The organism is Enterococcus raffinosus, assembly GCF_018917525.1.
GTDB classification, from domain to species: domain Bacteria; phylum Bacillota; class Bacilli; order Lactobacillales; family Enterococcaceae; genus Enterococcus_A; species Enterococcus_A raffinosus_A.
On the sequence record NZ_JAHLOS010000003.1, the window covers coordinates 129,172 to 151,304 of the forward strand.

Annotated in this window: 18 protein-coding genes; 12 read left to right on the forward strand and 6 right to left on the reverse strand. The window is 38.5% G+C overall.

The annotated features are described in order from the left end of the window. Positions 1–67: 67 nt before the first annotated feature. Complete coding sequence (locus tag KQI58_RS03700) at positions 68–763, reverse strand: TIGR00266 family protein (protein WP_216406556.1); 696 nt, start codon at positions 761–763, stop codon at positions 68–70. Between the two features lie 110 nt (positions 764–873). Between KQI58_RS03700 and KQI58_RS03705 the strand changes: the two genes are divergently transcribed. Continuing rightward, positions 874–1,653 (forward strand): ABC transporter ATP-binding protein, encoded by a 780-nt coding sequence (locus tag KQI58_RS03705; RefSeq protein WP_216406558.1) that lies wholly within the window; start codon positions 874–876, stop codon positions 1,651–1,653. A 445-nt stretch (positions 1,654–2,098) separates the two neighbouring features. Beyond that, positions 2,099–3,607: an LPXTG cell wall anchor domain-containing protein gene (locus KQI58_RS23110; RefSeq protein ID WP_216406560.1), complete on the forward strand. Its 1,509-nt coding sequence runs from the start codon at positions 2,099–2,101 to the stop codon at positions 3,605–3,607. An 83-nt stretch (positions 3,608–3,690) separates the two neighbouring features. Here the strand turns inward: KQI58_RS23110 and KQI58_RS03715 are convergent, their stop codons facing one another. Both KQI58_RS03715 and ald read right to left on the reverse strand, forming a co-directional pair. Continuing rightward, positions 3,691–5,391 carry a M3 family oligoendopeptidase gene (locus KQI58_RS03715; RefSeq protein WP_216406562.1) on the reverse strand — a complete coding sequence of 567 codons (1,701 nt, stop codon included), beginning with the start codon at positions 5,389–5,391 and terminating at the stop codon, positions 3,691–3,693. 81 nt (positions 5,392–5,472) lie between these two features. Further along, on the reverse strand, positions 5,473–6,609 hold the full coding sequence (ald, locus tag KQI58_RS03720; RefSeq protein WP_216406564.1) for an alanine dehydrogenase: 1,137 nt from the start codon (positions 6,607–6,609) through the stop codon (positions 5,473–5,475). Between the two features lie 296 nt (positions 6,610–6,905). On the opposite strand from ald, the gene KQI58_RS03725 reads away from it, so the two are divergent. Next, on the forward strand, positions 6,906–7,298 hold the full coding sequence (locus KQI58_RS03725) for a hypothetical protein (protein WP_216406566.1): 393 nt from the start codon (positions 6,906–6,908) through the stop codon (positions 7,296–7,298). A gap of 23 nt (positions 7,299–7,321) precedes the next feature. Here KQI58_RS03725 and KQI58_RS03730 read toward each other — a convergent pair whose 3' ends face one another. Together KQI58_RS03730 and KQI58_RS03735 are read right to left on the reverse strand one after the other, a co-directional pair. Further along, positions 7,322–8,839 (reverse strand): helix-turn-helix domain-containing protein, encoded by a 1,518-nt coding sequence (locus KQI58_RS03730; protein ID WP_216406568.1) that lies wholly within the window; start codon positions 8,837–8,839, stop codon positions 7,322–7,324. After that, a complete protein-coding gene (locus KQI58_RS03735; protein ID WP_216406570.1) occupies positions 8,817–10,340 on the reverse strand; it encodes a helix-turn-helix domain-containing protein in 1,524 nt (507 codons plus the stop codon). The genes KQI58_RS03730 and KQI58_RS03735 overlap by 23 nt, the downstream gene beginning before the upstream one ends. Before the next feature lie 336 nt (positions 10,341–10,676). On the opposite strand from KQI58_RS03735, the gene KQI58_RS03740 reads away from it, so the two are divergent. The 7 genes from KQI58_RS03740 (at position 10,677) to KQI58_RS03770 (ending at position 17,589) form a co-directional block, all read left to right on the forward strand. Next, complete coding sequence (locus KQI58_RS03740) at positions 10,677–10,952, forward strand: HU family DNA-binding protein (RefSeq protein WP_010743624.1); 276 nt, start codon at positions 10,677–10,679, stop codon at positions 10,950–10,952. A gap of 154 nt (positions 10,953–11,106) precedes the next feature. Next, on the forward strand, positions 11,107–12,003 hold the full coding sequence (locus tag KQI58_RS03745; protein WP_216406572.1) for a permease: 897 nt from the start codon (positions 11,107–11,109) through the stop codon (positions 12,001–12,003). 14 nt (positions 12,004–12,017) lie between these two features. After that, complete coding sequence (locus KQI58_RS03750) at positions 12,018–12,854, forward strand: TIGR03943 family putative permease subunit (RefSeq protein WP_216406573.1); 837 nt, start codon at positions 12,018–12,020, stop codon at positions 12,852–12,854. Between the two features lie 174 nt (positions 12,855–13,028). Next, the gene (locus tag KQI58_RS03755) at positions 13,029–13,706 is read left to right on the forward strand and encodes a response regulator transcription factor (protein WP_216406575.1); all 678 of its coding nucleotides are present in this window, start codon (positions 13,029–13,031) and stop codon (positions 13,704–13,706) included. Then, a complete protein-coding gene (locus tag KQI58_RS03760; RefSeq protein WP_216406576.1) occupies positions 13,706–14,695 on the forward strand; it encodes a sensor histidine kinase in 990 nt (329 codons plus the stop codon). The genes KQI58_RS03755 and KQI58_RS03760 overlap by 1 nt, the downstream gene beginning before the upstream one ends. A 140-nt stretch (positions 14,696–14,835) precedes the next feature. After that, the gene (locus KQI58_RS03765; protein WP_216406578.1) at positions 14,836–15,597 is read left to right on the forward strand and encodes an ABC transporter ATP-binding protein; all 762 of its coding nucleotides are present in this window, start codon (positions 14,836–14,838) and stop codon (positions 15,595–15,597) included. A gap of 3 nt (positions 15,598–15,600) precedes the next feature. Then, entirely contained in the window at positions 15,601–17,589 is a 1,989-nt protein-coding gene (locus KQI58_RS03770; RefSeq protein WP_216406580.1) for an FtsX-like permease family protein, read from the forward strand. Positions 17,590–17,624: 35 nt separating this feature from the next. On the opposite strand, the gene KQI58_RS03775 is transcribed toward KQI58_RS03770, so the two are convergent. Next, the gene (locus tag KQI58_RS03775; RefSeq protein ID WP_216406582.1) at positions 17,625–18,785 is read right to left on the reverse strand and encodes a cation diffusion facilitator family transporter; all 1,161 of its coding nucleotides are present in this window, start codon (positions 18,783–18,785) and stop codon (positions 17,625–17,627) included. Positions 18,786–19,017: 232 nt separating this feature from the next. Between KQI58_RS03775 and KQI58_RS03780 the strand changes: the two genes are divergently transcribed. Together KQI58_RS03780 and KQI58_RS03785 are read left to right on the forward strand one after the other, a co-directional pair. Next, positions 19,018–19,371 carry a hypothetical protein gene (locus KQI58_RS03780; RefSeq protein WP_216406584.1) on the forward strand — a complete coding sequence of 118 codons (354 nt, stop codon included), beginning with the start codon at positions 19,018–19,020 and terminating at the stop codon, positions 19,369–19,371. A gap of 628 nt (positions 19,372–19,999) precedes the next feature. After that, positions 20,000–21,946: a glucosaminidase domain-containing protein gene (locus KQI58_RS03785; protein WP_216406586.1), complete on the forward strand. Its 1,947-nt coding sequence runs from the start codon at positions 20,000–20,002 to the stop codon at positions 21,944–21,946. The last annotated feature ends 187 nt before the right edge of the window (positions 21,947–22,133 follow it).

Here is a 22,133-nt window from a genome sequence, read left to right on the forward strand (position 1 = left end):
TTTCTGCAACAGTATCTCCCATATTTTACCTGTTCTTTCCCCATGTTACAATGCTGTGTGACAATCTTTAAGATTTGGGTATGAAGGTATCGATATGTTCAGCGAAACTTTCTAAATTTCTCGTTTGGATATAGACTGAGCCGCGACCGTGAAACTCATTGACGACGCCTTCGCCAGTTTTAAAACCAAATGTTCCAGAAGCCACCCGAATGTTATAGTCTAACGAGCTGGTCCACGCGATCACGTGCTGATTATCAATGATGGCTGGCGCGTGTCCATCTAACTCGATTTTTTCTACATCACCAAAGGCCGAAACTAAAAGCTGTCCTTGTCCAGTGGTTTCCATAACAAAGAGTCCGCCGGTCCCGCCCAAAAGAGCACCAGAGAGCTTTTGCCGCTGCATTTGATAGCTGACAGTTTCTTCACTGGCAAGAAATGCCCCAGTATTTAACCGCCAGTGCTCAGCGCCGACATCTAATGCAAAGATTTTTCCGGGTACAGCTGGAGCAATCGCAATCATCGCATCGTTGGAATGAGCGGTAGCTGTGCTGATAAAAAAGCTTTCCCCACTGCTTACAGAGCGGCCTAAAGCACTCAAGGCGCCGCCGAGCCCTTTCTTGCCGTTGGTGTTCATGCGGCCTTCTAATTCGATATCGCCAAGTTGATACACCATTGCGCCTGGTTCGATCCGTAGTTTTTCTCCTCGCTGTAAATGAACCTTCGCGATCGGGGCAAAGGTACTAGCTGATAATTCATAGTTCATAGGTAAGACTCCCTTCAAAAACATTTGCCAAAATTATATCATTTCTCGTATCTTTTCTGTGAGATTTTGCTAAGATTGTTAAAAAGGGATTTTAGCATGGAGGAAAAAGTATGGAAATTTTAGCTTTTGAACAGGTTCAGTTTATTCGCCAACAAAACGCCTTGTTGCAGGATATTAACTGGCGTATCAAGTCTGGCGAGGATTGGGCAGTGTTGGGATTGAATGGGGCAGGAAAGAGCCTGCTGCTGAATATGATCTCAGGCAGCCTATGGCCCACCAGCGGTAAACTGACGGTTCTAGGACAATTATTCGGAGAAACGTCGATTCCTGACTTAACAAAACGAATCGGCTGGGTAAGTCAGTCGCTGCAGGAACGAATCCATCGTGAGGAGCAGGCAGAATACATCGTATTATCTGGGAAATTTGCCAGCATCGGAATTTATCAAAAATATTCAGCTGCTGACTTAGACGAAGCCAAACAACTTTTAGCTTCACTTGGGGCCAAAAAATTAATCGGCAAAGTGTATCAGGTTTTGTCGCAAGGCGAGAAGCAGATCGTTTTGATTGCTCGGGCATTAATGGCAAAGCCTGAGCTGTTGATTCTTGATGAACCCTGCAATGGGCTGGATTTGTTTGCACGGGAAGATTTATTGGCACGAATCAAACAGATGAAGCAGGCGGCAGATGCGCCAAGCTTATTGTATGTGACGCATCATACCGAAGAAATCCTGCCGCTGCTTAGCCACGTGTTGATGATCCGCGAAGGTAAAATCTTCAAACAAGGTCAGCGGGAGACACTGTTACAAGAAGAGGTCTTAAACGACTTTTATCAACGACCAATCACAATTCACGAGATGAACGATGATCGGATGATGGTTATTCCTAAGTAAGTATTTCGAAATTCCTCTTTTTGGGGAATTTTCTTTTTGTTTTTAAAGAGATAAAAAAATCGCAAAAGAGATATCTGACATTTCTCTTGAAAGATAATCGGATGTAGTTAAATTCAGTCCTCAAGTCATTTACGCTATTTACTATTTGATTTTTGAAACTTCTCAAATTTCATCAACTTAAGATTTCGTTTTTTTGAGATTATTTTAAAGATGATTTCTTTTCTAAGTAAGCAAAGTATATCAGATGCGCTATGGAAAAATGTGAAACTGTTATTTATAGAGTTTAATGTTGTTAGAAATAATTTTCAAATAATTGTTTACATAGATGATAAAATTACTTTTTAGAACTCATTTTCTCCGTGTTTTTTAGCTATTTAAAATCATTTATTGGATGAGTTCGATGTTATAATTATAGTAATTATATGAGAGAAGGAGGCTTTTATTTGTGAAGAAAAGTGTCTATTTATTTTCAGTGGCATTGCTCGGGCCGTCCCTTTGTCCCAGTTCTGTATTCGCTGATGAATCGCCAGAAATTGTTGAACCCAATGTGACCGCCGAATTTGTAGAGAGTCCTGCCAATATGACCGAACCAGTTGAAACGACCGAATCCGCTGAGGAGAAAAACTCACAAGCAGAAACCCAAGAAATCACAGAAGGCGTTCAAACAGTTGAGTCTGATAATGAAGTGGCTCCCGAATCGGTTACTGAAATGATTTCTGAACAAAGTCCAGAAGCACAAGAAAAAGTTGAAACAAATAGTGAGCAGGAAACCTCAAGCTCAGCTACGCAAGCAGTAGTTCAAGAATCCCCTTCTGAAACGACAGAGCCAACGGTAGATGTTCCGATAAAGACGACAAAGTTGGCCGCTCCTCAAGCAGCAAGCCAAACGCTGAAAGAGGATCATGACAGTAAAATCGTTGATCATGGAAAGGCGACTTCAGATGAGAATGCTAAAATCAGTTCCGAATACAACTTCATGCCTAATTTTGAAAAACTAGAGGGAATCGAAGTCGGAGGAACGAAGAATTATACAGAGAACAGTGGGCGTTTTGAATTTGATTTAACCTCGGCTACACCAAATACCATCACAGTAACCTATAAAAACGTCGGTACTTATAATGGAAAAGTGATCGATATGAAGGTAACAGTCAAGGATTGGACGATACTTGCCAGTAGTCCCTATTCTAGTGCGTTGACAATCTATAAAACCAACGGGATCGCGATGTATGGAATCAAAGATGTCCGTTTGAATTATGCCTTCATTGATCATTTAACCGGTGGCGCGGTTTCACTATCCGGCTTTTTTAATTTCACAGATATCGATCTGAATCAAAGTATTGATCTCTTTGATAGCAATAACGTACAGAATTACTACGTTACTAAGGACAACGTACTTTATTACAAGGTGCATACCGGCTATATCAAAATTGGTGAAATCAATGGCGTCGGCTCGAATGAAAATAATATGGATCATTGGTTGACCTACACGTACAAAAACATTTCGGAATTCGATGTACGATATAATCAGGATCACGAAACAGGGGCGGTGTTTAGATACACTTATCAGGCACCGGTTGTAATTGAAGAAAAACCTTCTGTCGAACCCGAAGAGCCTGAGAAACCACTCGCACCACAAGATCCACAGGAGCCTCAAGAACCGCAAGAACCAAAAGCCGATGAAACGACTGAAAAAGAAGCACCCAAAAAAACGGCACCAGCTCCAGTCCTCACTAGCGTTGCCATCAAAGAAAAGACGAAGCTGGTATACACAACACAACAGCCGATTTTAACGTCAACAGCTGTGGCCTTAAAAGCAAAGACAACAGAGGTCCACCAACCAACATTGCCGCAGACGAACGAGAAGAAAGCTTCCATTTTTACAACTCTTGGCGGAGCTTGCCTAGTACTTTTGTCAGGATTATTCATTGTAAAAAGAAAGAGTAACGAAGAATAAAGGGAAAGTTTTTTGCGCTAGAACTAAAAAAAGAAATATAACAAAAACAGCCTGCTGAATTTTTTCAGCAGGCTGTTTAATAGTTACCCTAAGGCTGTTTCGGGAATAGCCGCCAAGTATTGATCGACAGCTGTTAATAGATCCGTCATTTTTTCAGCATCAAAAGGAGAGGCGAGATGACCTAATTCGACTGTTTCTAAAAAGGTCTTACTTCCGCCAATTCGGCAAATGGCGAGATAATCTGTCCAAGTTGTCGGATCTTCTTTAACGATTCGGCGTTGCCAGAATTGCAACGCGCAAACCTGTGCCAAAGTATAATCAATGTAGTAGAAGGGGACTTCAAAAATATGCCCTTGACGATACCAATAGATGCCCCGCTCCAACGCTTCGGACTCCTGATAATTTCGTTCTGGACAATAGCGGCGTTCCAACTCTCTCCAGCAAGTTTTCCGTTCAAGAGCCGTCCATTCAGGATGCAGGTAAACTTCCTCTTGGAAATGATCGACTAAAGCACCGTAAGGCAAAAATTGCAGCGCGCTGCTTAAATGAGCAAATTTATATTTCTCACTGGCTTTTCCGAAAAATTTATTCATCCAAGGCCAAGTTAAAAATTCCATACTCATGGAATGGATCTCTGCGGTGTCGGAAGTGGGAAAGACCAGCTCCGGCTCTTTGATCCAACGAGACAGATAGCTTTGGAAGGCATGACCTGTCTCATGGGTCAGCACATCAACGTCGTCTGAAGTACCGTTGAAGTTCGCAAAAATAAAGGGCATTTGTACTTCATCAATGAATTCGCAATAGCCGCCGCTTTGTTTTCCCGGACGACTGGCTAGGTCCATAAATTTCTGCTGTGACATCAAATCAAAGAAGTTGCCGGTTTCGTCAGAGAGTTCATGGTACATCACTTGGGCATTTGCAACTAAGTCTTCGCCATTGCCTTCTGGTCGCGGATTGCCATCAGGGTAGACCAGTGGCAAATCATAGTGTGAAAGCGAATCAATGCCTAAACGATCAGCCTGTCGTTGATAGAGCTTTTGATTGATGGGAACAACTTTTTCACTGATGAATCGGCGGAAATCCTGTAATTGCTGCCGATCATAGCTCCAACGATTCATTAAACGATCGCCATATTCAACATAATTTTTAAAGCCCAATTTTTGTGCTTGCTGATGGCGCAGTTGTACCAGCTGGTCATAAATTTCGTCAAATTCCTGTTCATGAGTGACAAAAAAGCTTTCGTAGACTTCGTGCGCTTCTTTACGGGTCTTCCGATCGGGATCTGTAAAGAAGGCGGACAATTCTGACAGGGTATGCTTTTTCCCGTTAAACATTAACTCAGCCGAAGCAATCAGTTGCGTATACTGACTAACGACTTCGTTTTCCTGTTGCTTCAATCCAATGACGGAATCATCTAAAAGACACAGTTGATCTTCTGCGAAAAGAAAGAGTGTTGCTGGGAAATCCTTTTCTAATTGATCACGATAAGAAGAGGAGAGCAAGCTTTCGTAAAATTGATTGTGGATTTGATCAACTAATGGGCTATGGTGATCCCAAAAATCGTTCTCCACGCGATAAAAATCATCCTTCGTATTGATCGAGTGGCGGATATAGGCCAATTTCATATTTTTAGTCATCTCAGCACGTAAATGATTAAGCTTTTCCAGCGCTTCCTTTGCATCATGGTAAGTTGGAGCTTCGGAAAATTCTTGGTTGGTTTGATGAAATTGGGTTTTGTATTGCGTTAAATCAGGTCTTTGATATGAAATTTCAGAAAAAAGCATGATGAACCTCCTATATTAAAAGAATCTCTTTCATTATAGCAAAAAACCTGCCAGCATTACGCTGACAGGTTCTTCCTGTTTTTATGAATTCATCATTAATTCTTCGTTTAGAACTTCATCAATCGGGGTATAATCCATGCTTAAGTCCTTAGCTACTGGCTCAATTGTCAGCTTGCCGTTGTAGGTATTGACACCACGGCGAAGGGCTAAGTTGTTTTTCAAGATTTCTTCTAATGGGTTGTTCGCTAATAGATTCGCATACGCCATCGTGCTGTTGCTCAAAGCATAAGTCGCTGTTTGCGGAACGGCACCAGGCATGTTTGCTACTGCATAGTGAACGACACCTTCAGTCACATAGGTTGGATCATCATGAGTCGTCACACGATCTTCTGTCTCGAAAATTCCGCCTTGATCGATGGCGACATCGACGATTACTCCGTGATCAGGCATTTGGGCAACCATTTCTCTGGTAACCAAAGTTGGTGCTTTATGGCCTGGAATTAATACAGCACCAATAACCAAATCAGCAGTTTTCATGCATTCTTGAATGTTGTAGCTATTTGACATCATGGTTTGTACGCTGTTGCCGAAAATAATATCCAATTCCTTCAAGCGCGGAACACTAACGTCTAGCAAGGTTACATTGGCGCCTAAACCTAATGCTAATTTTGCGGCATTTAATCCAACCACACCACCGCCGATTACAACAACGTTCCCGCGACGCACACCAGGAACGCCAGAGAGCAGAATACCTTTTCCACCGTTGACACGTTCTAAATAATTCGCTCCGATTTGTGCCGCCATACGCCCTGCAATCTCACTCATTGGAGCAAGTAATGGTAGAGTGTTATCTGCTGGTTGGACATTTTCATAGGCGATCGCATTGACACCGCTAGTGACTAAAGCTTCGGTCAATGGCTTGTTTGCTGCTAAATGCAAATAGGTAAATAGTAGCAACCCTTTGCGGAAATATTGATATTCTTCAGGTAGAGGTTCTTTGACTTTCATGACCATTTCAGCCGCCCAAACATCTGCGGCATTGTCGATGATGGTTGCACCTGCTGCAGCATATTCTTCGTCGGTAATGGCAGAACCTTTGCCGGCATCTTTTTCAACTAATACTTGATGACCACGATTGGTTAGATCAAATACACCAGATGGGGGAAGGGCAACGCGATTTTCATTGTTCTTGATTTCTTTGGGAATTCCAATAATCATTTGACACACTCCTTCTTAACGATTCGTATACGAAGTGGATTCGCTTACAAAACAATTGTACAGGAATTCCGAACAATTTCAAATAAGAATTTGCAAAGTTTTTGTTCCTGTTGAACAATTATGACCAAATGAAATCCTTTACATATTTTAATTTTTCATCAAAGTTGCTTAGACGGTTCTTATTGATCAGGGTTGCCTGATAAAAATTATTATTTCTATAATTAAGAAATAAAATATTTGCGAAAATAGAGATTACTGGTGATAATAGATTAAGGATATTAAGGAGCGAAGTCACTATGCCAGATAAACAACGAATTAATCAATTAAAAGAGCAGGTCAGCTTTTTAGAGGCGCGCTTGACTCGTTATGAAGAATTATTACACGGCTCGGTACTAAAGCGGATTATCTTTGGCGGGGGACGGCGAGCGAAGCTTAGCCTTATCGAAATTTTGATTGGCTTGATTGTTTTACTATACACACTATTTAGAATGGATTTAAGCGTTATCTCAATGGTAATCATCGCTTTAGCTTTGATTGTGGTTCTTTTTTCTGCGATTCAATTGAATGTACTCCGAAAAAAGAACGGAACTGAAAAATATCAACGAATGATTGATAGTTTAACAGCAGAAAAGGCATCAATGGAAAAAGAACTGAAACGTTTAGCCACTGTAAAAAATGGACTCGAGTGAAGGTACTCAAGTCCATTTTTTTGTTAGATTCGTAGTAACAGATTATTATTATTACTGATTTGATCAACCAAATTCTGAATTTTATTCAAAGAATGCAAACTAGGACAAAGTTCAACTGCTATGACCGGTGTTTGACAATTTGGCACATCAAATGTGGAGGTACTGATAACAATGTCGTGTTCTTCAAAAACCTCCAAATAACTTCTACCGTGCAATTGCGAAGCATTTATTTGTTGGATCATGTAGTTTCCTCTAAGAGAGAAACGTAAAAGCTCCGTTAATAAGCTTTCCTGCATCACAGAATCATTGGACACGACTAAAAGACTAACAGGTTTCTCTGCTTGTCTCATTCCGTTTAAAAAACTAGGAACAGCAGCTACGATCTGATAAATATAGTTGTCAATAAATTCTTTTGAATTAAAGAGACGATACTCATTAGTGAACTCGAGTATGAGTTTTCGTAGTTGATGGACACAAAGCGCGTGAAAATTATCCAGCAGAAGCAAGCAATCCTTTTTCCGATCCTGGAGAATGCTGATCATTTCCTTTGTTTTTTCATGGAAAAGATGTTGATTAATCAAGATGGTTGCCACTCGATCCTTTTGTTCCTTAGTTAGTGGAACGACCAGCATATTACTCAACTTTTCTGTTAAATCATAATGCACTTGGTAATGATAGGCTAGGGAAGAATTACTTTTCAGCGCTTTTTTCTTTTGTTTCTCCCCTAATATGAATAAATCGGAATAAAGCAGCCAGAAACTATCCCTCATGATGTCTTCGGAAAAAAGAATTCCTAGTTCTCTACGTAGGTAAGGAGTAAAGTTATTGATAGTGCGGTATTTAGGAGCTTTAATCGCAGGTGATTGCAATCGTTTTGAAATGACGCGATGCCCTCTGGAAATTCGTACAAGACTGATAAAAAAAGTAAGTGACAGACGGTTGTACTGAGCCAGTGATACCGATAACTCATTCTCCTTGATTATAGAACGAACAACTTCATCACCAAAATAGAAAAATTCTGAACTGAAACGCGTGTTTTCACGAGCTTCTTTCTTTTCAGAAAAATATAAGAAAAACAAATGACGAATTGCTATCTCATCACCTGTTATGCGGAAAGGGCGACGCTGGATAGTCATTTTCCAGCGTTTTAGTGTTTCTTGCAGGTCTTTCATGGATGCCTGAATTGTGGTCAGGCTACAAAACAGTTTTTTCGAAAGCTCTGATAGGGTGTAAGACTCCTCAAAAAAAATCGCCTCTAGCAGTTTAAAAGTTATTGAATTGCTAAGCAATGTCGAATAAAGGACATCAATTGTGGCGTTGTCGTTAAGCTCCAAATGATAAAGTCCACCACTTTCACGCACCACTTTGTAGTAGTCGCTTTGATTATTGATCGAGCGAATATCACTTAGAAATGCAGGTATTGTACATCGAGTGATCGCTGCTAATTCCTCACTTGAACGTGGTTGCTGAGAGTAATACAGTGTTTCGACTAGGTGTAATTGTCGCTGACTATCTCGCTTAAGTAGACGGCGTAAGTTCATGATAAAGTTCCTTTCGTGATAAAAGTGGATCAAATTGATTAATAAATTGTTGAATCCGATCGAAATCTTTTGCCGTTGGAAAGGCATTGATCGCGATCAATGGACAGGCAGGCACTAAATCCTTCATAGTAACGTTCGTAACAATCAAATCGTATTGCTGCGTTAACTCGGTCAATTGTTCTTGCATAATGAAGGGTGTCTCAAAGTGTTCATATTTGACTGAACCTTTAATGAAATCAGGAAAAACAGAATTCCAAAATCGTTCATGAGTGGTGGAAGTATCCGACAACAAGAGAACTTTAATTGGTCTGTCCGAATCGATCAAACGCTGCAAAAGATTGTCTATCGTTGTTATCAAATAGCTGATATACAACGGGACAAACTCTTCCTGTTGAAGTGGATCCAAGAATTTGCTAACAACGTTCTCAAGTTTTTTGATTTCTCGATAGTATTTTTTATCAATCAGATGCAACATGATTTTCTCTGTTTCCTGTAAAATTTCAATTGAATGCTTTTCTGGATAGTAGCAGAATAGTTCATTACCTAGCAGCCGTGCAGCATCGACTATTTCATTTTGCGAAAGTGGGGTACTCAATAAATCGCTAACCCCCTCTAATAGTAAATAATGAGTGTGGTAGAAACTGGACAGGCGTCTATTTTTTTTATGAGCAATTGCTTGTTGCTTACGACTTAAAATTAGTTGATGTGAAAATAACGGCCACAGGCACTCTTTTAAACGAGTATTGGTAAACACTAAAGATGTTTCACGTTTAATTAATCGTACTAGTGAATCAAGTTGTTTCACATCGGGTATGATTAGCCCGCTATCTCGGGAAAGCCTGTGCATATTATGGCCTTGTTTTTGACGTTGCAGTCCAATCAAAAAGCTATGCATTAATTGGAAGTGAACATTCATATTATTCGTGATCTGGTTTTCTTCTAAAATATTACGTATTAGTTCGTCAACAGAATTCAACAGACGCTGAGAAAACTCATAGTCAGCAAATTCCATACGCGACTCTTTAAAGAAAAGATAAAACAAGTGACGAATGGCTGCCTCATCGCCAACCATCTGCAAAGGACGATGAGTAACCGTGATATCCCACTTAGTAACTTCTTTCTTGACGCTGATCAAGTAGCGTTGCATATTTGAGAAGCTGCAGTTCAATCGATCAGCAGCGGGCTGGATGCCACGACTTTTTTCAAAAAATAAACTATTTATTACTTGGTATTCTAAACTGGTACGCAAAATATAAGCATAAACCACATCAATCGTTGCGTATGAATCAAAGTCGATGGTATAAAGACCTTTGATTTTAGTAATTTTAAACGGTAAATTCTCCCCATTAAGAAAACGAACATCGGTGATCAATGCTGGTAGTGAACAATCCAACAATTCCATTAATTGTTCCGATGTAAGGAGCTCCTTTGCATAATATAATTCTTCAACCAACTGCAAACGACGATTTGTCTCCTTCTTCATTAATCCTCTCACATTCATAATTTAATACCCCTCAAAATGTTTTTTTATTTAATATAATCTTAAAAAGCTGATAAAACAAGCGGGGGAGCCTTATTTATTTGTTATATTTGTTATTTAACTAATTATCAATATAAAATATTATAATTTAGAATACCAATTTAATAAGGAAAAGTACAAATTATTTTAAAAAAATTTGAATAATTTTTTTATTTTTTAATTTCCGTTAAACAAAAAAATAAAAAATCTAAAAAAAGAGAAAAATAGAAAAAGGAGTGTTAAGTGTTGCCTTTCCCCGCAAGAACGAATAGAATTATCTTTGGAATACATTAAAAAAGATAGTGGAGGCTATACATTATGATCAATAAACAAAGTTTAGTTGAACAAGTAGCAGAGAAAACAGGATTAACTAAAAAGGACGCAACAGCAGCTGTAGATGCTTTGTTTGACGGAATTCAAACTTCATTAAAAGATGGCGAAAAGGTTCAAGTAATCGGCTTCGGTAACTTCGAAGTACGTGAACGTGCAGCTCGTAAAGGTCGCAACCCTCAAACAGGTGAAGAAATTACCATTGCAGCAAGCAAATCACCAGCTTTTAAAGCCGGTAAACAATTAAAAGACGCTGTAAAATAGTTGATGATTGCCCGCTCTTATGAGTGGGCTTTTTTTGTGTTTAATAGTTAAAAACTAAAAAAAGTGTAAAAAAAAATTTGTGAATTGAAAAAATCTTGTGTCTTTTACCGAAAAAGAGTATATCTTAGAACAGTAAAAAATTTGGAGGAGTCACATGTTTAATTTTCTACCACATTCGGTTTTGCAAATGGGCACGATTTTTCTATCAATCGTCATTGAGGCGATTCCTTTTGTTCTATTAGGATGCCTAATTTCTGGTGCATTACAGGTCTTTTTAACTCCTGAGCGTGTGCAAAAAATTCTGCCTAAAAATAAATTTCTAGCAATTCTTGTCGGTTCTTTTCTGGGCTTCTTTTTTCCGTCATGTGAATGCGGTATCGTACCGATTATTACACAGTTCATGCGAAAGGGCGTACCGGAACACACGGCATTTGCTTTTATGGTAACTGCACCAATCATTAACCCGATCGTTCTATTTTCAACCTATATTGCTTTTGGCAATAGTATGAAATTTGCATTGTTAAGAGCTTTAGGGAGTTTTATCGTGGCGCTGATTATAGGCTCATGGATTGCCTATTTTAATCGTTCTCCAATCTTAAAAGCTGAATTACATGGGCATTCCGATCATCATGTTGAAGAAGAAATAAGAAAAAGCTTAAAAAACAACATTTGGTCTGTGCTTGTTCACGGAATTGATGAATTTTTCGACACTGGACGTTATTTAATAATTGGTACCTTGATTGCCAGCGGAATGCAGGTCTTTCTTCCGACACAATTCATGCTCCAGCTGACTTCTTCAAAAATCATCGGAATCCTAGTGATGTTGATCTTGGCCTTTACCATGTCACTTTGTTCAGAAGCGGATGCTTTCGTGGGGTCATCTTTATTAAGCTTGTTTGGTACGAATACGATCGTTGCCTTCTTGGTCTTTGGTCCGATGGTTGATATCAAGAATTTGATGATGATGAAGCGAAGTTTTCACGGGAAATTTATCCTACAGCTGATCGCATTGATCAGTGTGGTTGTAACGATTTACGCGCTAGTGATATAGAAGGAGGAAGATGAATGATACGTTTTTTGATTTTATCGGGCTATTTTGAATTAATGATGTATTTGCAGGTTTCTGGCAGATTGGATCAATATATTAATGTCCATTATCGCTATCTCATCTTTCTGACAATGGCACTATCGCTAATACTTGCTTTAGTTCAGTTGAAAATCTGGGCCGGTGGTGAGAAAAGCGACGATCATACGCACCATCACGGGCATGATCACGGCTTGACCAAATCCTATCAGCGAGTGATTGCTTATCTGCTGCTGACTTTACCACTAATAGTCGGGACGCTATTTCCAACGATTAGTCTAGATACGACAATTGTTGAAGCAAAGGGCTTCAGTTTCCCAGTGAGTAAAGAATCGGTAGGAGATCCTGAAATGAATACCCAATATTTAAAGCCTGATACAAGTATTTATTACAATAAGAGCGACTACAACGAACAAATGACTCAGCTTATGAAAAAATATGAAACGGATCAAAAATTGGAAATCACGGATGAGAATTATTTAGAAGTGATGGAACTAATCTACAATTATCCTAATTCCTTTGTTGGAAAAACCATTTCATTTAATGGCTTTGTTTATGAGGCAAACAAGAACAATCAGAAATACGATTTTCTTTTCCGTTTCGGAATTATTCATTGTGTCGCTGATTCTGGTGTATTCGGTTTAATGACTAAGCTGCCAGCTAATTTTACTGTAAAAAACAATCAATGGCTGCATGTGGAAGGGACAATTACCTTGGATTTCTTCGAGCCCTTCGATCGCCAGATACCATCTGTCTCAGTTAATAATGCTCAAATCGTGAGTGCGCCAAAAAATCAATATGTTTATCGCGCATTCTAATCAGAAATACTAGACCGTCGACACCTTATTTTTATAGAGGGTGTCTACGGTCATTTTGTTCAGTGGAAAGACAATATAAGAGCTAATTGTAATTCTTATAAAGAGATATCAGAAAAGATTCCGAAATTCTGCAAATTTCTAGTATAATAAAAAGAAAAAGTAGAAGGAACTGTAATGACTAATAAAATTTTTCTTGTAGAAGACGACGCAACGATTGTTTCTGTAATTCAACAGCATTTAACTCAGTGGGGGCTGGATTGTGAAATAGCAAAAGACTTTCAACATGTTTTCGAGGAGTATCAAACAACCCAACCTGACTTGGTGATCCTAGATATCTCCTTGCCGTATTTTAATGGCTTCTATTGGTGTCAGGAAATTCGTAAGGTTTCAGAGGTGCCGATTATTTTTCTTTCTTCTGCCAAAGATCAGATGAATCAGGTCATGGCCTTAAACATGGGAGCAGATGAATTCATCGAGAAACCCTTTGAACTAACGATTCTGTTAGCGAAGATTCAAGCGCTGCTGCGCCGCAGTTATAAATATGGTCAGCAATTAAGCTATTCCTTTGGAGAGTATCAATTCGTTCCGGCAATCAATCAGATTCAATCTGTGAATGATCATCTACCGTTGACTCCAAATGAATCACGCATCTTAAGTGTTCTATTTGCTACAAGAGGGCAGATCGTGCCAAGAGAACAAATTATTGAGACACTGTGGCAAAGCGATGATTTTATCGATAACAATACTTTAGCAGTCAACTTGACACGTTTACGTAAAAAATTGAAGGACTTTGGCATTGACAGTTTGATTCAAACGGTTAAAAACAAAGGCTATTTGATTGAGGATAAATAATGAAACTACTACTCAATTTTCTATTTGAAAGGCGAATTATTTACGGGATGTACCTTGTTTTTTGGGGACTGATTTTTCTAACTTTTTATCTTTATGAACTTAGTCTTATGCCTTTTTGGGATGGGTTTCTATTTACGATTTTTGTACTGCTTGTGTATTCTTTTGTTTCTTTTTATCGCTATTTTCGCAAACAAAAGCAATTGGAGCTTTTAGCGACAAAGGATTTACAATTAAATAGTTTAATCTTCTTTCCTAAAGCTGAGACGTTATCTGAGAAAACCTATCAGGATGCGTTGCACTTAGTTTTAGATGCCAAAAATCAGCAACAAGAAGCTTTGCAGCAGAGTCAGAAAGAAATGTTAGATGACTTCGGTTTATGGCTGCATCAGATTAAGACGCCCGTAGCAGCATTAGATCTTCTGATCCAATCTGGTCAGTTAGACCCCCGTACCATGAAAAATGAACTGTTTAAAATTAATGAATATCTGCAGATGATTCTAAATTATATGCGGCAAAATCTAGAGCAAACAGATTTGGTCTTTCAGCAATTTGCAATCGACAAGGTCATTAAAACCGTTGTAAAGAAATACGCCACTTTTTTCTCTCAAAAGAATCTAAGTCTCGAACTCGAAAATTTAACTGGCACAGTGTATTCAGATCAGAAATGGTTGATCTTTATCCTTGAGCAGATCATTTTTAACGCAATCAAATACACGGAAAATGGCACGATCAGCATATCCTTTGAAAAGAATCAGTTAACGATTCAAGACACTGGGCTGGGGATTCGAGCGGAGGATCTGCCTCGAGTTTTTGAGAAGGGCTACACCGGAATGAATGGCCGCGAGCAGCAAAGAGCCAGTGGATTAGGCCTATATCTCAGTCAACAGGCCGCCAATAAATTAGGTTGTCAATTGTATATTGAATCTCAGGTCAAAAAGGGGACGAAGGTCATCATCGTTTTCCCTGAGGAGATTGCAGCATTTGAATAAATCCAAACTTTCATGATTGTAAGTTTGGATTTATTTTCGTAAGTAGTGTTTTTACAGGCAAGATTCTATGATGTAGTAGAGAGCTAGCCAGTTACAATTCGTTAGCGAAACTACAAAAAATGAACTAGGAGGATTTCACAATGAATGAACTTTTAAAAGTGGAGAATATCAAAAAAATCTACCAAACCCAGTTCAAGGGGATGCCTGTTGAAGCATTGAGAAGTATTGATCTGTCCGTTGAAAAGGGCGATTACGTGGCAATCATGGGCGAGTCAGGGTCTGGTAAGAGCACCTTGCTGAACTTGATCGCAACCTTGGATAAGCCATCTTCAGGAACGATTCTATTAGATGGAATGGATTTGAATACTATTAAGGAAAAAAATGCGGCAGCTTTTCGACGGGATCATTTAGGCTTTGTTTTTCAAGATTTTAATTTATTAGACACGTTTTCGGTTAAGGACAATATTTTACTGCCGCTGGTTTTATCTCGTACTCCAGTCAAGCAGTTAATGGGAGAACTTAAACCGGTAGTAAAAGCATTAGGCATTGAGAAATTATTAGAAAAGTATCCTTATGAGCTATCAGGGGGGCAAAAGCAGCGGGTTGCAGTAGCAAGAGCGATTATTACGAATCCAGATTTATTGCTGGCGGATGAGCCAACAGGAGCTCTGGATTCCAAAACCTCTGAACAGTTGTTGCAGATTTTCCAACGTTTGAATTTCAATGGTCAGACGATCTTAATGGTGACACACAGTTCAATTGCGGCCAGCCATGCTAAACGCGTCCTTTTTATCAAGGATGGACAGGTCTATCATCAACTCTATCGTGGCAACAAGGACAATTACGAGTTTCTTGAAACAATCAATGAGACCTTGACAGCCTTGTTATCGAAGGAGGCTTAAAAAATGTTTTATTTAAAATTAGCCTCTACTAATTTAAAGAAAAACCATCGTGGGTATTTACCATTTCTAATTTCAATGTTGTTTTTAGTCGCTATCAATACGATGACACAGGTAATTGTAAATAACGAAGGAATGCGCACGCTGCCTGGTGGTGGTTCTGCCAGTGCGATGTTTGGTTTAGGGCACATCGTCATTATGATTTTTACCGTGATCTTTTCTTTTTATACGAATAGCTTTTTGCTTAAGCAGCGAAAAAAAGAATTAGGTCTCTACAATATTCTTGGTTTAGGAAAACGCGAACTGTATCAGTTAATGATTTGGGAAAATTTTCTCAGCTTTTTACTCGTGATTATCACGGGGTTGATTACGGGAGTTGTTTTATCAAGGCTAGCTTTCCTGATATTGCATCGACTGATTGGCGTTGGAAACCAGTTTGTTTTTCAGCTTTTTCCTGAGAGCTTAGGTTTTGTTTCAATGTTGTTTTTAGGAATTTTCTTTTTACTGCTGCTTATTAATTGCTGGCAAATCAAAAGAACCAATCCTATTTCGCTCCTGCACGGAAGTAAGAAGGGGGAACAGGAACCAAAAGCACGTTGGATCATCGCTATTTTGGGTCTGGTTCTTTTAGGAAGCGGCTACGGGATCGCCATTACGATCGATTCTCCGTTGAATGCCTTGACGTTGTTTTTCGTGGCAATTATTTTGGTAATCCTTGGGACTTATTGCTTATTTATCGCCGGAAGTATTGCTCTACTGAAGCTGCTTAAAAGGAATGAACGATTCTATTATAAGACGAATCATTTTATTTCAATCTCAAGTATGATGCATCGAATGAAACAAAATGCAGCAGGCTTAGCCAGTATTTGTATTCTTTCAACAATGGTTTTAGTAACCGCGGCGACCACTGGCAGTCTGTTCTTTGGTCAAAAGGACGTTGAGAATACACGCTATCCACGTGACGTGATGATTTCAACGTTCCAGCAACCAGAGAAAGTGAAAACTGCGATTGAAACGGTGAGTGCAGAGAAACAGGCGCCAATTACGAAGCAAGTTTACCTGACTTCAACCAGAAGCATCATGTTTCAACCCAAAAATGGCAACTATCAGCTGACAAGTGAGGATGATTATTACAGCTCAAAATCAGCAACAGTTGCTTTAATAAACTTTATGACTGCTCAAGAGTATGAAAAACATACAAAGGCATCCGTAAATTTGAAGGATGACGAAATTTATTTCTATCCAGTTAGCGGTGATATCGATGAGGATCAGCTGAAGATTGAGAATCAGAAGTTTAAAATCAAAAAACGGATCGATAAATTTCCCGGAATCAATCAACAGATCGAGCTAACAGATTCTTTTGTAGTTGTTTTAGCTAATCAGTCAGTCCTAGAACAGTGTTTGACAAACTGGTTTCCGAAAAAAGCGGATGCCGCAGAAAACTATCCTGAGTACAACTTTATGTTCAACACTGATTTAAAAGAAAAAGAGAAGCAAATCGATTTCGCACAAACATTGCGTAGTCAACTGAACCAGCAGTTGGGAGATGCTCAGTTTAGGTTTGATGATAAGTATACCTTTGTGTCTGAAAACAAAGTCTTTACCGGCGGTTTCTTCTTTTTAGGCATCATCTTCGGAGCAACCTTTATCTTAGCAACTGCCTTGATTATCTACTACAAACAAATCTCTGAGGGGATAGATGATCGAGAACGCTTTGAAATTCTACAAAAGGTCGGAATGAGCCATCATGAGGTTAGAAAAGTCATTCGCAGTCAAGTGATGATGGTATTTTCTTTCCCATTAGTCGTGGCTGTGATCCATCTGGGATTTGCATTTCCTTTAATCAAAAAGTTGTTGGTGCTATTTGGATTGGTGAATTGGAAACTGTTTCTGCTTGTTTGTGTAATCGTAACAATAATCTTTGCCATCCTGTATTTTGTCGTTTATCGCTTAACCGCACGAAGCTACTATCAACTTGTTGAACGGAAAAGTTAAGAAAAGCATTGGTCATTTGACCAATGCTTCTTTGCTTACAGTAGATAGGTTCGATCAAAAGTGATACTTAGCTTTGCAGGTTCGCTTTGACTGACAAAACGTTCGCTGATCTGATCCTGTAGCTGTGAATTTGTGACTTTCTTTAGATCTTCAGGAACGACTAAATCAAAATAAATAGTTTCTGGAGTAGTCGTCTTATCAACGCGGAGATCGTGAAAACGCAAATGCTGATGAATATCCTTTAAAATTCTTTTTAGTTCCGGAGCTATCCGCTTAAAATCAGGATCATCAATCGGATAGGGATCAAGGTGGCAAACTAAATCAACCCCCAAGTTTTGTTTTACATCGTATTCGATCGCATCTATTACTTCATGAGCATGAGGCAAACTCCAATCTTGATTAACCTCAATATGAACAGAAGCAAAAACACTATTTGGCCCATAGCTATGAATCAGCAGGTCATGGTAGCCAATAATATCTGGATAATTATCCAAATGTTTACGAATTGCTAAGACTTCTTCATCACGTGGCCGAACGCCCATTAAATCATTAATGAAGCCCATAATCATTTTGACCCCTGAGTAAATGATATACAAGGCGATCAAGAATCCGATATACCCATCGATACGCCAGCCACTGAACCATTCGATAATTGCGGAAATCAACACAGCGATCGTAGTGTAAACATCGTTAATACTATCTTGAGCAGTTGCCTTCAACGTATCAGAATTAATCTCATTTCCCAATCTTCGATACATAAAGGACTGCCAAAATTTCATTAGGATAGATAATATCAAAACGATGTAAACGATGGGAGAGAGTAAAACACTACTAGGATGTAGTATTTTGATAAAAGAACTGTCTAAAAAACGAATCCCAACATAAGTGACTAAAATCGAAATGACAAATCCACTGATATATTCAAACCGTTCATGACCATAAGGGTGATCTTCATCCGCTGGTTTTCCAGCAATTTTGAAACCGGCGAGGGTGATAACCGAAGAAGCCGTGTCTGAAAGATTATTCATTGCATCAGCCATGATCGAGACGCTGCCAGAGAGTGAACCGATAAAGAATTTAGCGAGGAAGAGAAGAAGATTCGAGATTAAACCTAAAATTCCTCCTAAGATCCCAACACTGGTTCTTTTATTTCCCTTCCAACGACTTGTAATTTTATTTATAAAAAAATTTAGCATAACACTCATCCTTATCAATCAATTATTACTAGTATAACCGAAAAAAGTGACAGAAAGAAGCCAAATCCATCGGCAAACATTAAAAGTAAACCCTAAACATTTGAGGTTTACTTTTATTATTAGTCTATTTTCGAAGTTTTTTAATAAAATTTTTGTAGATATCTCAGCTAATTAAAATGTAAACACTTTATAATTATTTATGTAAGAGGATTCAAAAATGGGAGGTATGAGTATGGAGAATCAAGTAGACATAACATTATGGAAGATTCAAACAAGCAATGTAGTCACAGCACTGGAAGATTTCATTGAAGACTGGAAAGCTTCAAGAAATAGTGATCTTGATGAATATTTACGGAGCTACCCAGGTTACTTCCAAAGTGACGAACCCACCCGTGAAGCAATTCGTCTAGTCCTTAATTATGCCAAAGAACTGATGGACGGAAAACGTGATAGTGTTGGATTTTATGAAAATAAAATTTGGCGGACAGAAAGCGGCGAAAGTGTACGAATGACTCATTTCCACGAACGTTCGATTTCGAAATTAATGCAGAAAATTATTAAAGATAAAGAAAAGGCTAATGTTTAATTAGAAGAAGGACCTAACCGGCTTGTGCTGCTGGGTTCTTTTTTATAGGAACACATGGATGCTTTTATATTAAGTGATTTAAGTATAGGTAGGGAAAGTCTGTTTGACATATTCTATGAGGCTGTTAGTATCTCTAATAAATCCTATTGCATAGAATATGTTTGCGAGTGAAGACCTTTGTTCTGGAACTGCTAGAGATATAAATAATGATAGAAAAATCTTGGGTTATCATTTTTTTATCGATGATCCAAGATTTTTGTGTGTTTTAACGTATATTATATTAATAAAACAATTATTTTATAATTTTTTAGAACAAACATTTTTTTGGAATTTCATTAAAAAAATAATTTAATGCTGATTGGGACTCCATTTTGAGGACTAATTATTGTTTATGGTAAAATATGTGATTTGTACGTTTTGTGGATATACATGACTGCTTTAACAAGCTTTATGAATAAATAAACACGTAAAGAAGAGAATATTTTTTTCTGATTTTTGATAATATTGAAGATTTTATGAACTCTGACCTAGTCTTTAGACAGGTCTCTAAATTAATGATATTATAGTAAGTAATTAAGGAAATTAATTATATGTGAAAATATATTTATATTAGAAATGAGGTATAGGGATGAAGTACAATAAAATTGTAAGTCTATTAGCGCTGGGCAGTCTCTTCGGACCAACTCTATTGGCTTCACAACAAGCTTTCGCTGAAGAAAGTAGTACTGTTGTCAGCAACTCAGCTGCGACTTCATCAAGTCAACAAACGACAGAAAGTTCAAGTACAGGGGGTACGGAAAGTTCTGAAGTGCCAGATCCTGATCCGACCGATCCTACTCCTGAACCAGCGAAACAATATAGTTTATTAGCAAATGGAAATCCAATCGCAAACAATACATTTGCTGACGCAAAAGGAAACCAAATTAGTTTCCAATATGCGTCGACTGAAGGACTAGTTGCCAATACGACCGTTCATTACGTTGTGTCATTAGCTAAAGGATATACATTAAAAGAAGTAAAGATTATAAACACAACGTCTCAAGCGGCTGTTTTAACGAGTGGAACTATTAATGGTCAGTTCGCAATGCCGGACTCAGATGTATCCATTCAGTTTGAGGTGACTCCTGTGAAGTCAGAAGAAAAACCGTCACCAACGCCAAAACCAACAGAAAAACCAAGTGGCAACGCAGGGAATACAAATAATGGAAGTAAGGATAAACCAGCAAATAATTCATCAAGTACAACTAATTCTGCTGGAAATTCATCAGTGACAAATCAAGAGCAACAAGCTGCACGTCAACCAGAAGCAGCAACAGCCGATGTTCGTATACCTTCAAATCAGAACGCGCCAACTTTCAGTAATGAGGTTCAAACGGCAATCGTTCAGGAAGCTTATCGTCATCTTGGAAAGCCATATGTTTGGGGTGCTAAAGGCCCGAATGCTTTTGACTGTTCAGGACTTGCTTATGTTGTCTATGCCAATGCTACTGGTCATAATATCGGTGGTTGGACAGGCGATCAGCAATACGCAGGAACGCAAATTCCCGTTAGTGAAGCACAACCTGGTGACTTGCTATTTTGGGGAGCGCCAACAAGCGTGACGACTCATGTTGCAATCTATATCGGTAATGGACAATATATCCATGCACCACAACCTGGTGATGTTGTAAAAATCGGCAGTATCGCTGATTTTGCACCAACCTTTGCCCTTCGAGTAAATGTTGCAGGCTTACCGAAAGCAACAGGCTCTTTATCCAATGCGTTTGGTCAATATAGTACGAATCAGCCATTCATTTTTAATAAAAATCAAACAACCGATCAGTTTATCAAGAAAATCGGGGAAACGTCTCGAGAAATTGGACAAAAGAACGGCATTTATTCATCTGTTATGATTGCTCAAGCGATTTTGGAAAGTGGTTCTGGTAATAGTTCTTTGGCCAGCGAACCAAACTATAATTTATTTGGAATTAAAGGGAAGTTCAAGGATCAAGGTGTGACATTCCAAACATTGGAACAGGATAAAGATGGAGCAAGCTTCCAAATTACTTCTGAATTTAGAAAGTATCCTTCCTATAAAGAATCACTGGAAGATTATGCGAAACTGATCAAAAAAGGAATTTCAGGGAATACTGATTTCTACAAAGCAACTTGGAAAGATCAAACAGAATCTTATAAAGATGCGACTGAGCATCTACAAGGACGCTATGCAACAGATAAACAATATGCAGAGAAACTAAATGCAATCATCAAAGCATATGATTTAACTGAATTTGATCACGCTAAAGAAACCAAAGAAAAAACAACTGGGCCAGAAAGTACAGTAACGAAAGCAAAATTTGATGTGAATGATCAGATTCAATCAAAATTAATTGCTAGCATTGTTAATAGTCCGCGGATTCCGCAGGTGATGTCAACGAAACATTTTGTTAATCTTTTCCGTGGCGAGAGCTTGATTGCACTGGCTGCAACAGCATTACCGATGAAGAAGAGTCAAACAGAAACCATTCCTACTGCTTCATCGATCTATGTTACTTTAAGTAATGGCTTGCTGGCGGTTATCCCACCAATGAAATAATTTTGCAAATAAGAGACTGCCAAGTGAAAAACTTGGTAGTTTTTTTCTTTTAAAAATGCTTAACTTATGTGAGAATGTAATCGTATTCTTTTTAAATGAATAAAGAGAAATTTCACAAGACGTAAGATTTCGTGAAATTAATTAATCAACTGAAAAAAATTAAAAATAGGGCTAAATAAGTCAATTT

Bases quoted from the DNA above. Each gene is read 5' to 3' on its own strand.
- KQI58_RS03700 (WP_216406556.1), bottom strand. From the start codon at position 763: ATGAACTATGAATTATCAGCTAGTACCTTTGCCCCGATCGCGAAGGTT.
- KQI58_RS03705 (WP_216406558.1), top strand. From the start codon at position 874: ATGGAAATTTTAGCTTTTGAACAGGTTCAGTTTATTCGCCAACAAAAC.
- KQI58_RS03715 (WP_216406562.1), bottom strand. From the start codon at position 5,391: ATGCTTTTTTCTGAAATTTCATATCAAAGACCTGATTTAACGCAATAC.
- ald (WP_216406564.1), bottom strand. From the start codon at position 6,609: ATGATTATTGGAATTCCCAAAGAAATCAAGAACAATGAAAATCGCGTT.
- KQI58_RS03725 (WP_216406566.1), top strand. From the start codon at position 6,906: ATGCCAGATAAACAACGAATTAATCAATTAAAAGAGCAGGTCAGCTTT.
- KQI58_RS03730 (WP_216406568.1), bottom strand. From the start codon at position 8,839: ATGAACTTACGCCGTCTACTTAAGCGAGATAGTCAGCGACAATTACAC.
- KQI58_RS03735 (WP_216406570.1), bottom strand. From the start codon at position 10,340: ATGAATGTGAGAGGATTAATGAAGAAGGAGACAAATCGTCGTTTGCAG.
- KQI58_RS03740 (WP_010743624.1), top strand. From the start codon at position 10,677: ATGATCAATAAACAAAGTTTAGTTGAACAAGTAGCAGAGAAAACAGGA.
- KQI58_RS03745 (WP_216406572.1), top strand. From the start codon at position 11,107: ATGTTTAATTTTCTACCACATTCGGTTTTGCAAATGGGCACGATTTTT.
- KQI58_RS03750 (WP_216406573.1), top strand. From the start codon at position 12,018: ATGATACGTTTTTTGATTTTATCGGGCTATTTTGAATTAATGATGTAT.
- KQI58_RS03755 (WP_216406575.1), top strand. From the start codon at position 13,029: ATGACTAATAAAATTTTTCTTGTAGAAGACGACGCAACGATTGTTTCT.
- KQI58_RS03760 (WP_216406576.1), top strand. From the start codon at position 13,706: ATGAAACTACTACTCAATTTTCTATTTGAAAGGCGAATTATTTACGGG.
- KQI58_RS03765 (WP_216406578.1), top strand. From the start codon at position 14,836: ATGAATGAACTTTTAAAAGTGGAGAATATCAAAAAAATCTACCAAACC.
- KQI58_RS03770 (WP_216406580.1), top strand. From the start codon at position 15,601: ATGTTTTATTTAAAATTAGCCTCTACTAATTTAAAGAAAAACCATCGT.
- KQI58_RS03775 (WP_216406582.1), bottom strand. From the start codon at position 18,785: ATGCTAAATTTTTTTATAAATAAAATTACAAGTCGTTGGAAGGGAAAT.
- KQI58_RS03780 (WP_216406584.1), top strand. From the start codon at position 19,018: ATGGAGAATCAAGTAGACATAACATTATGGAAGATTCAAACAAGCAAT.
- KQI58_RS03785 (WP_216406586.1), top strand. From the start codon at position 20,000: ATGAAGTACAATAAAATTGTAAGTCTATTAGCGCTGGGCAGTCTCTTC.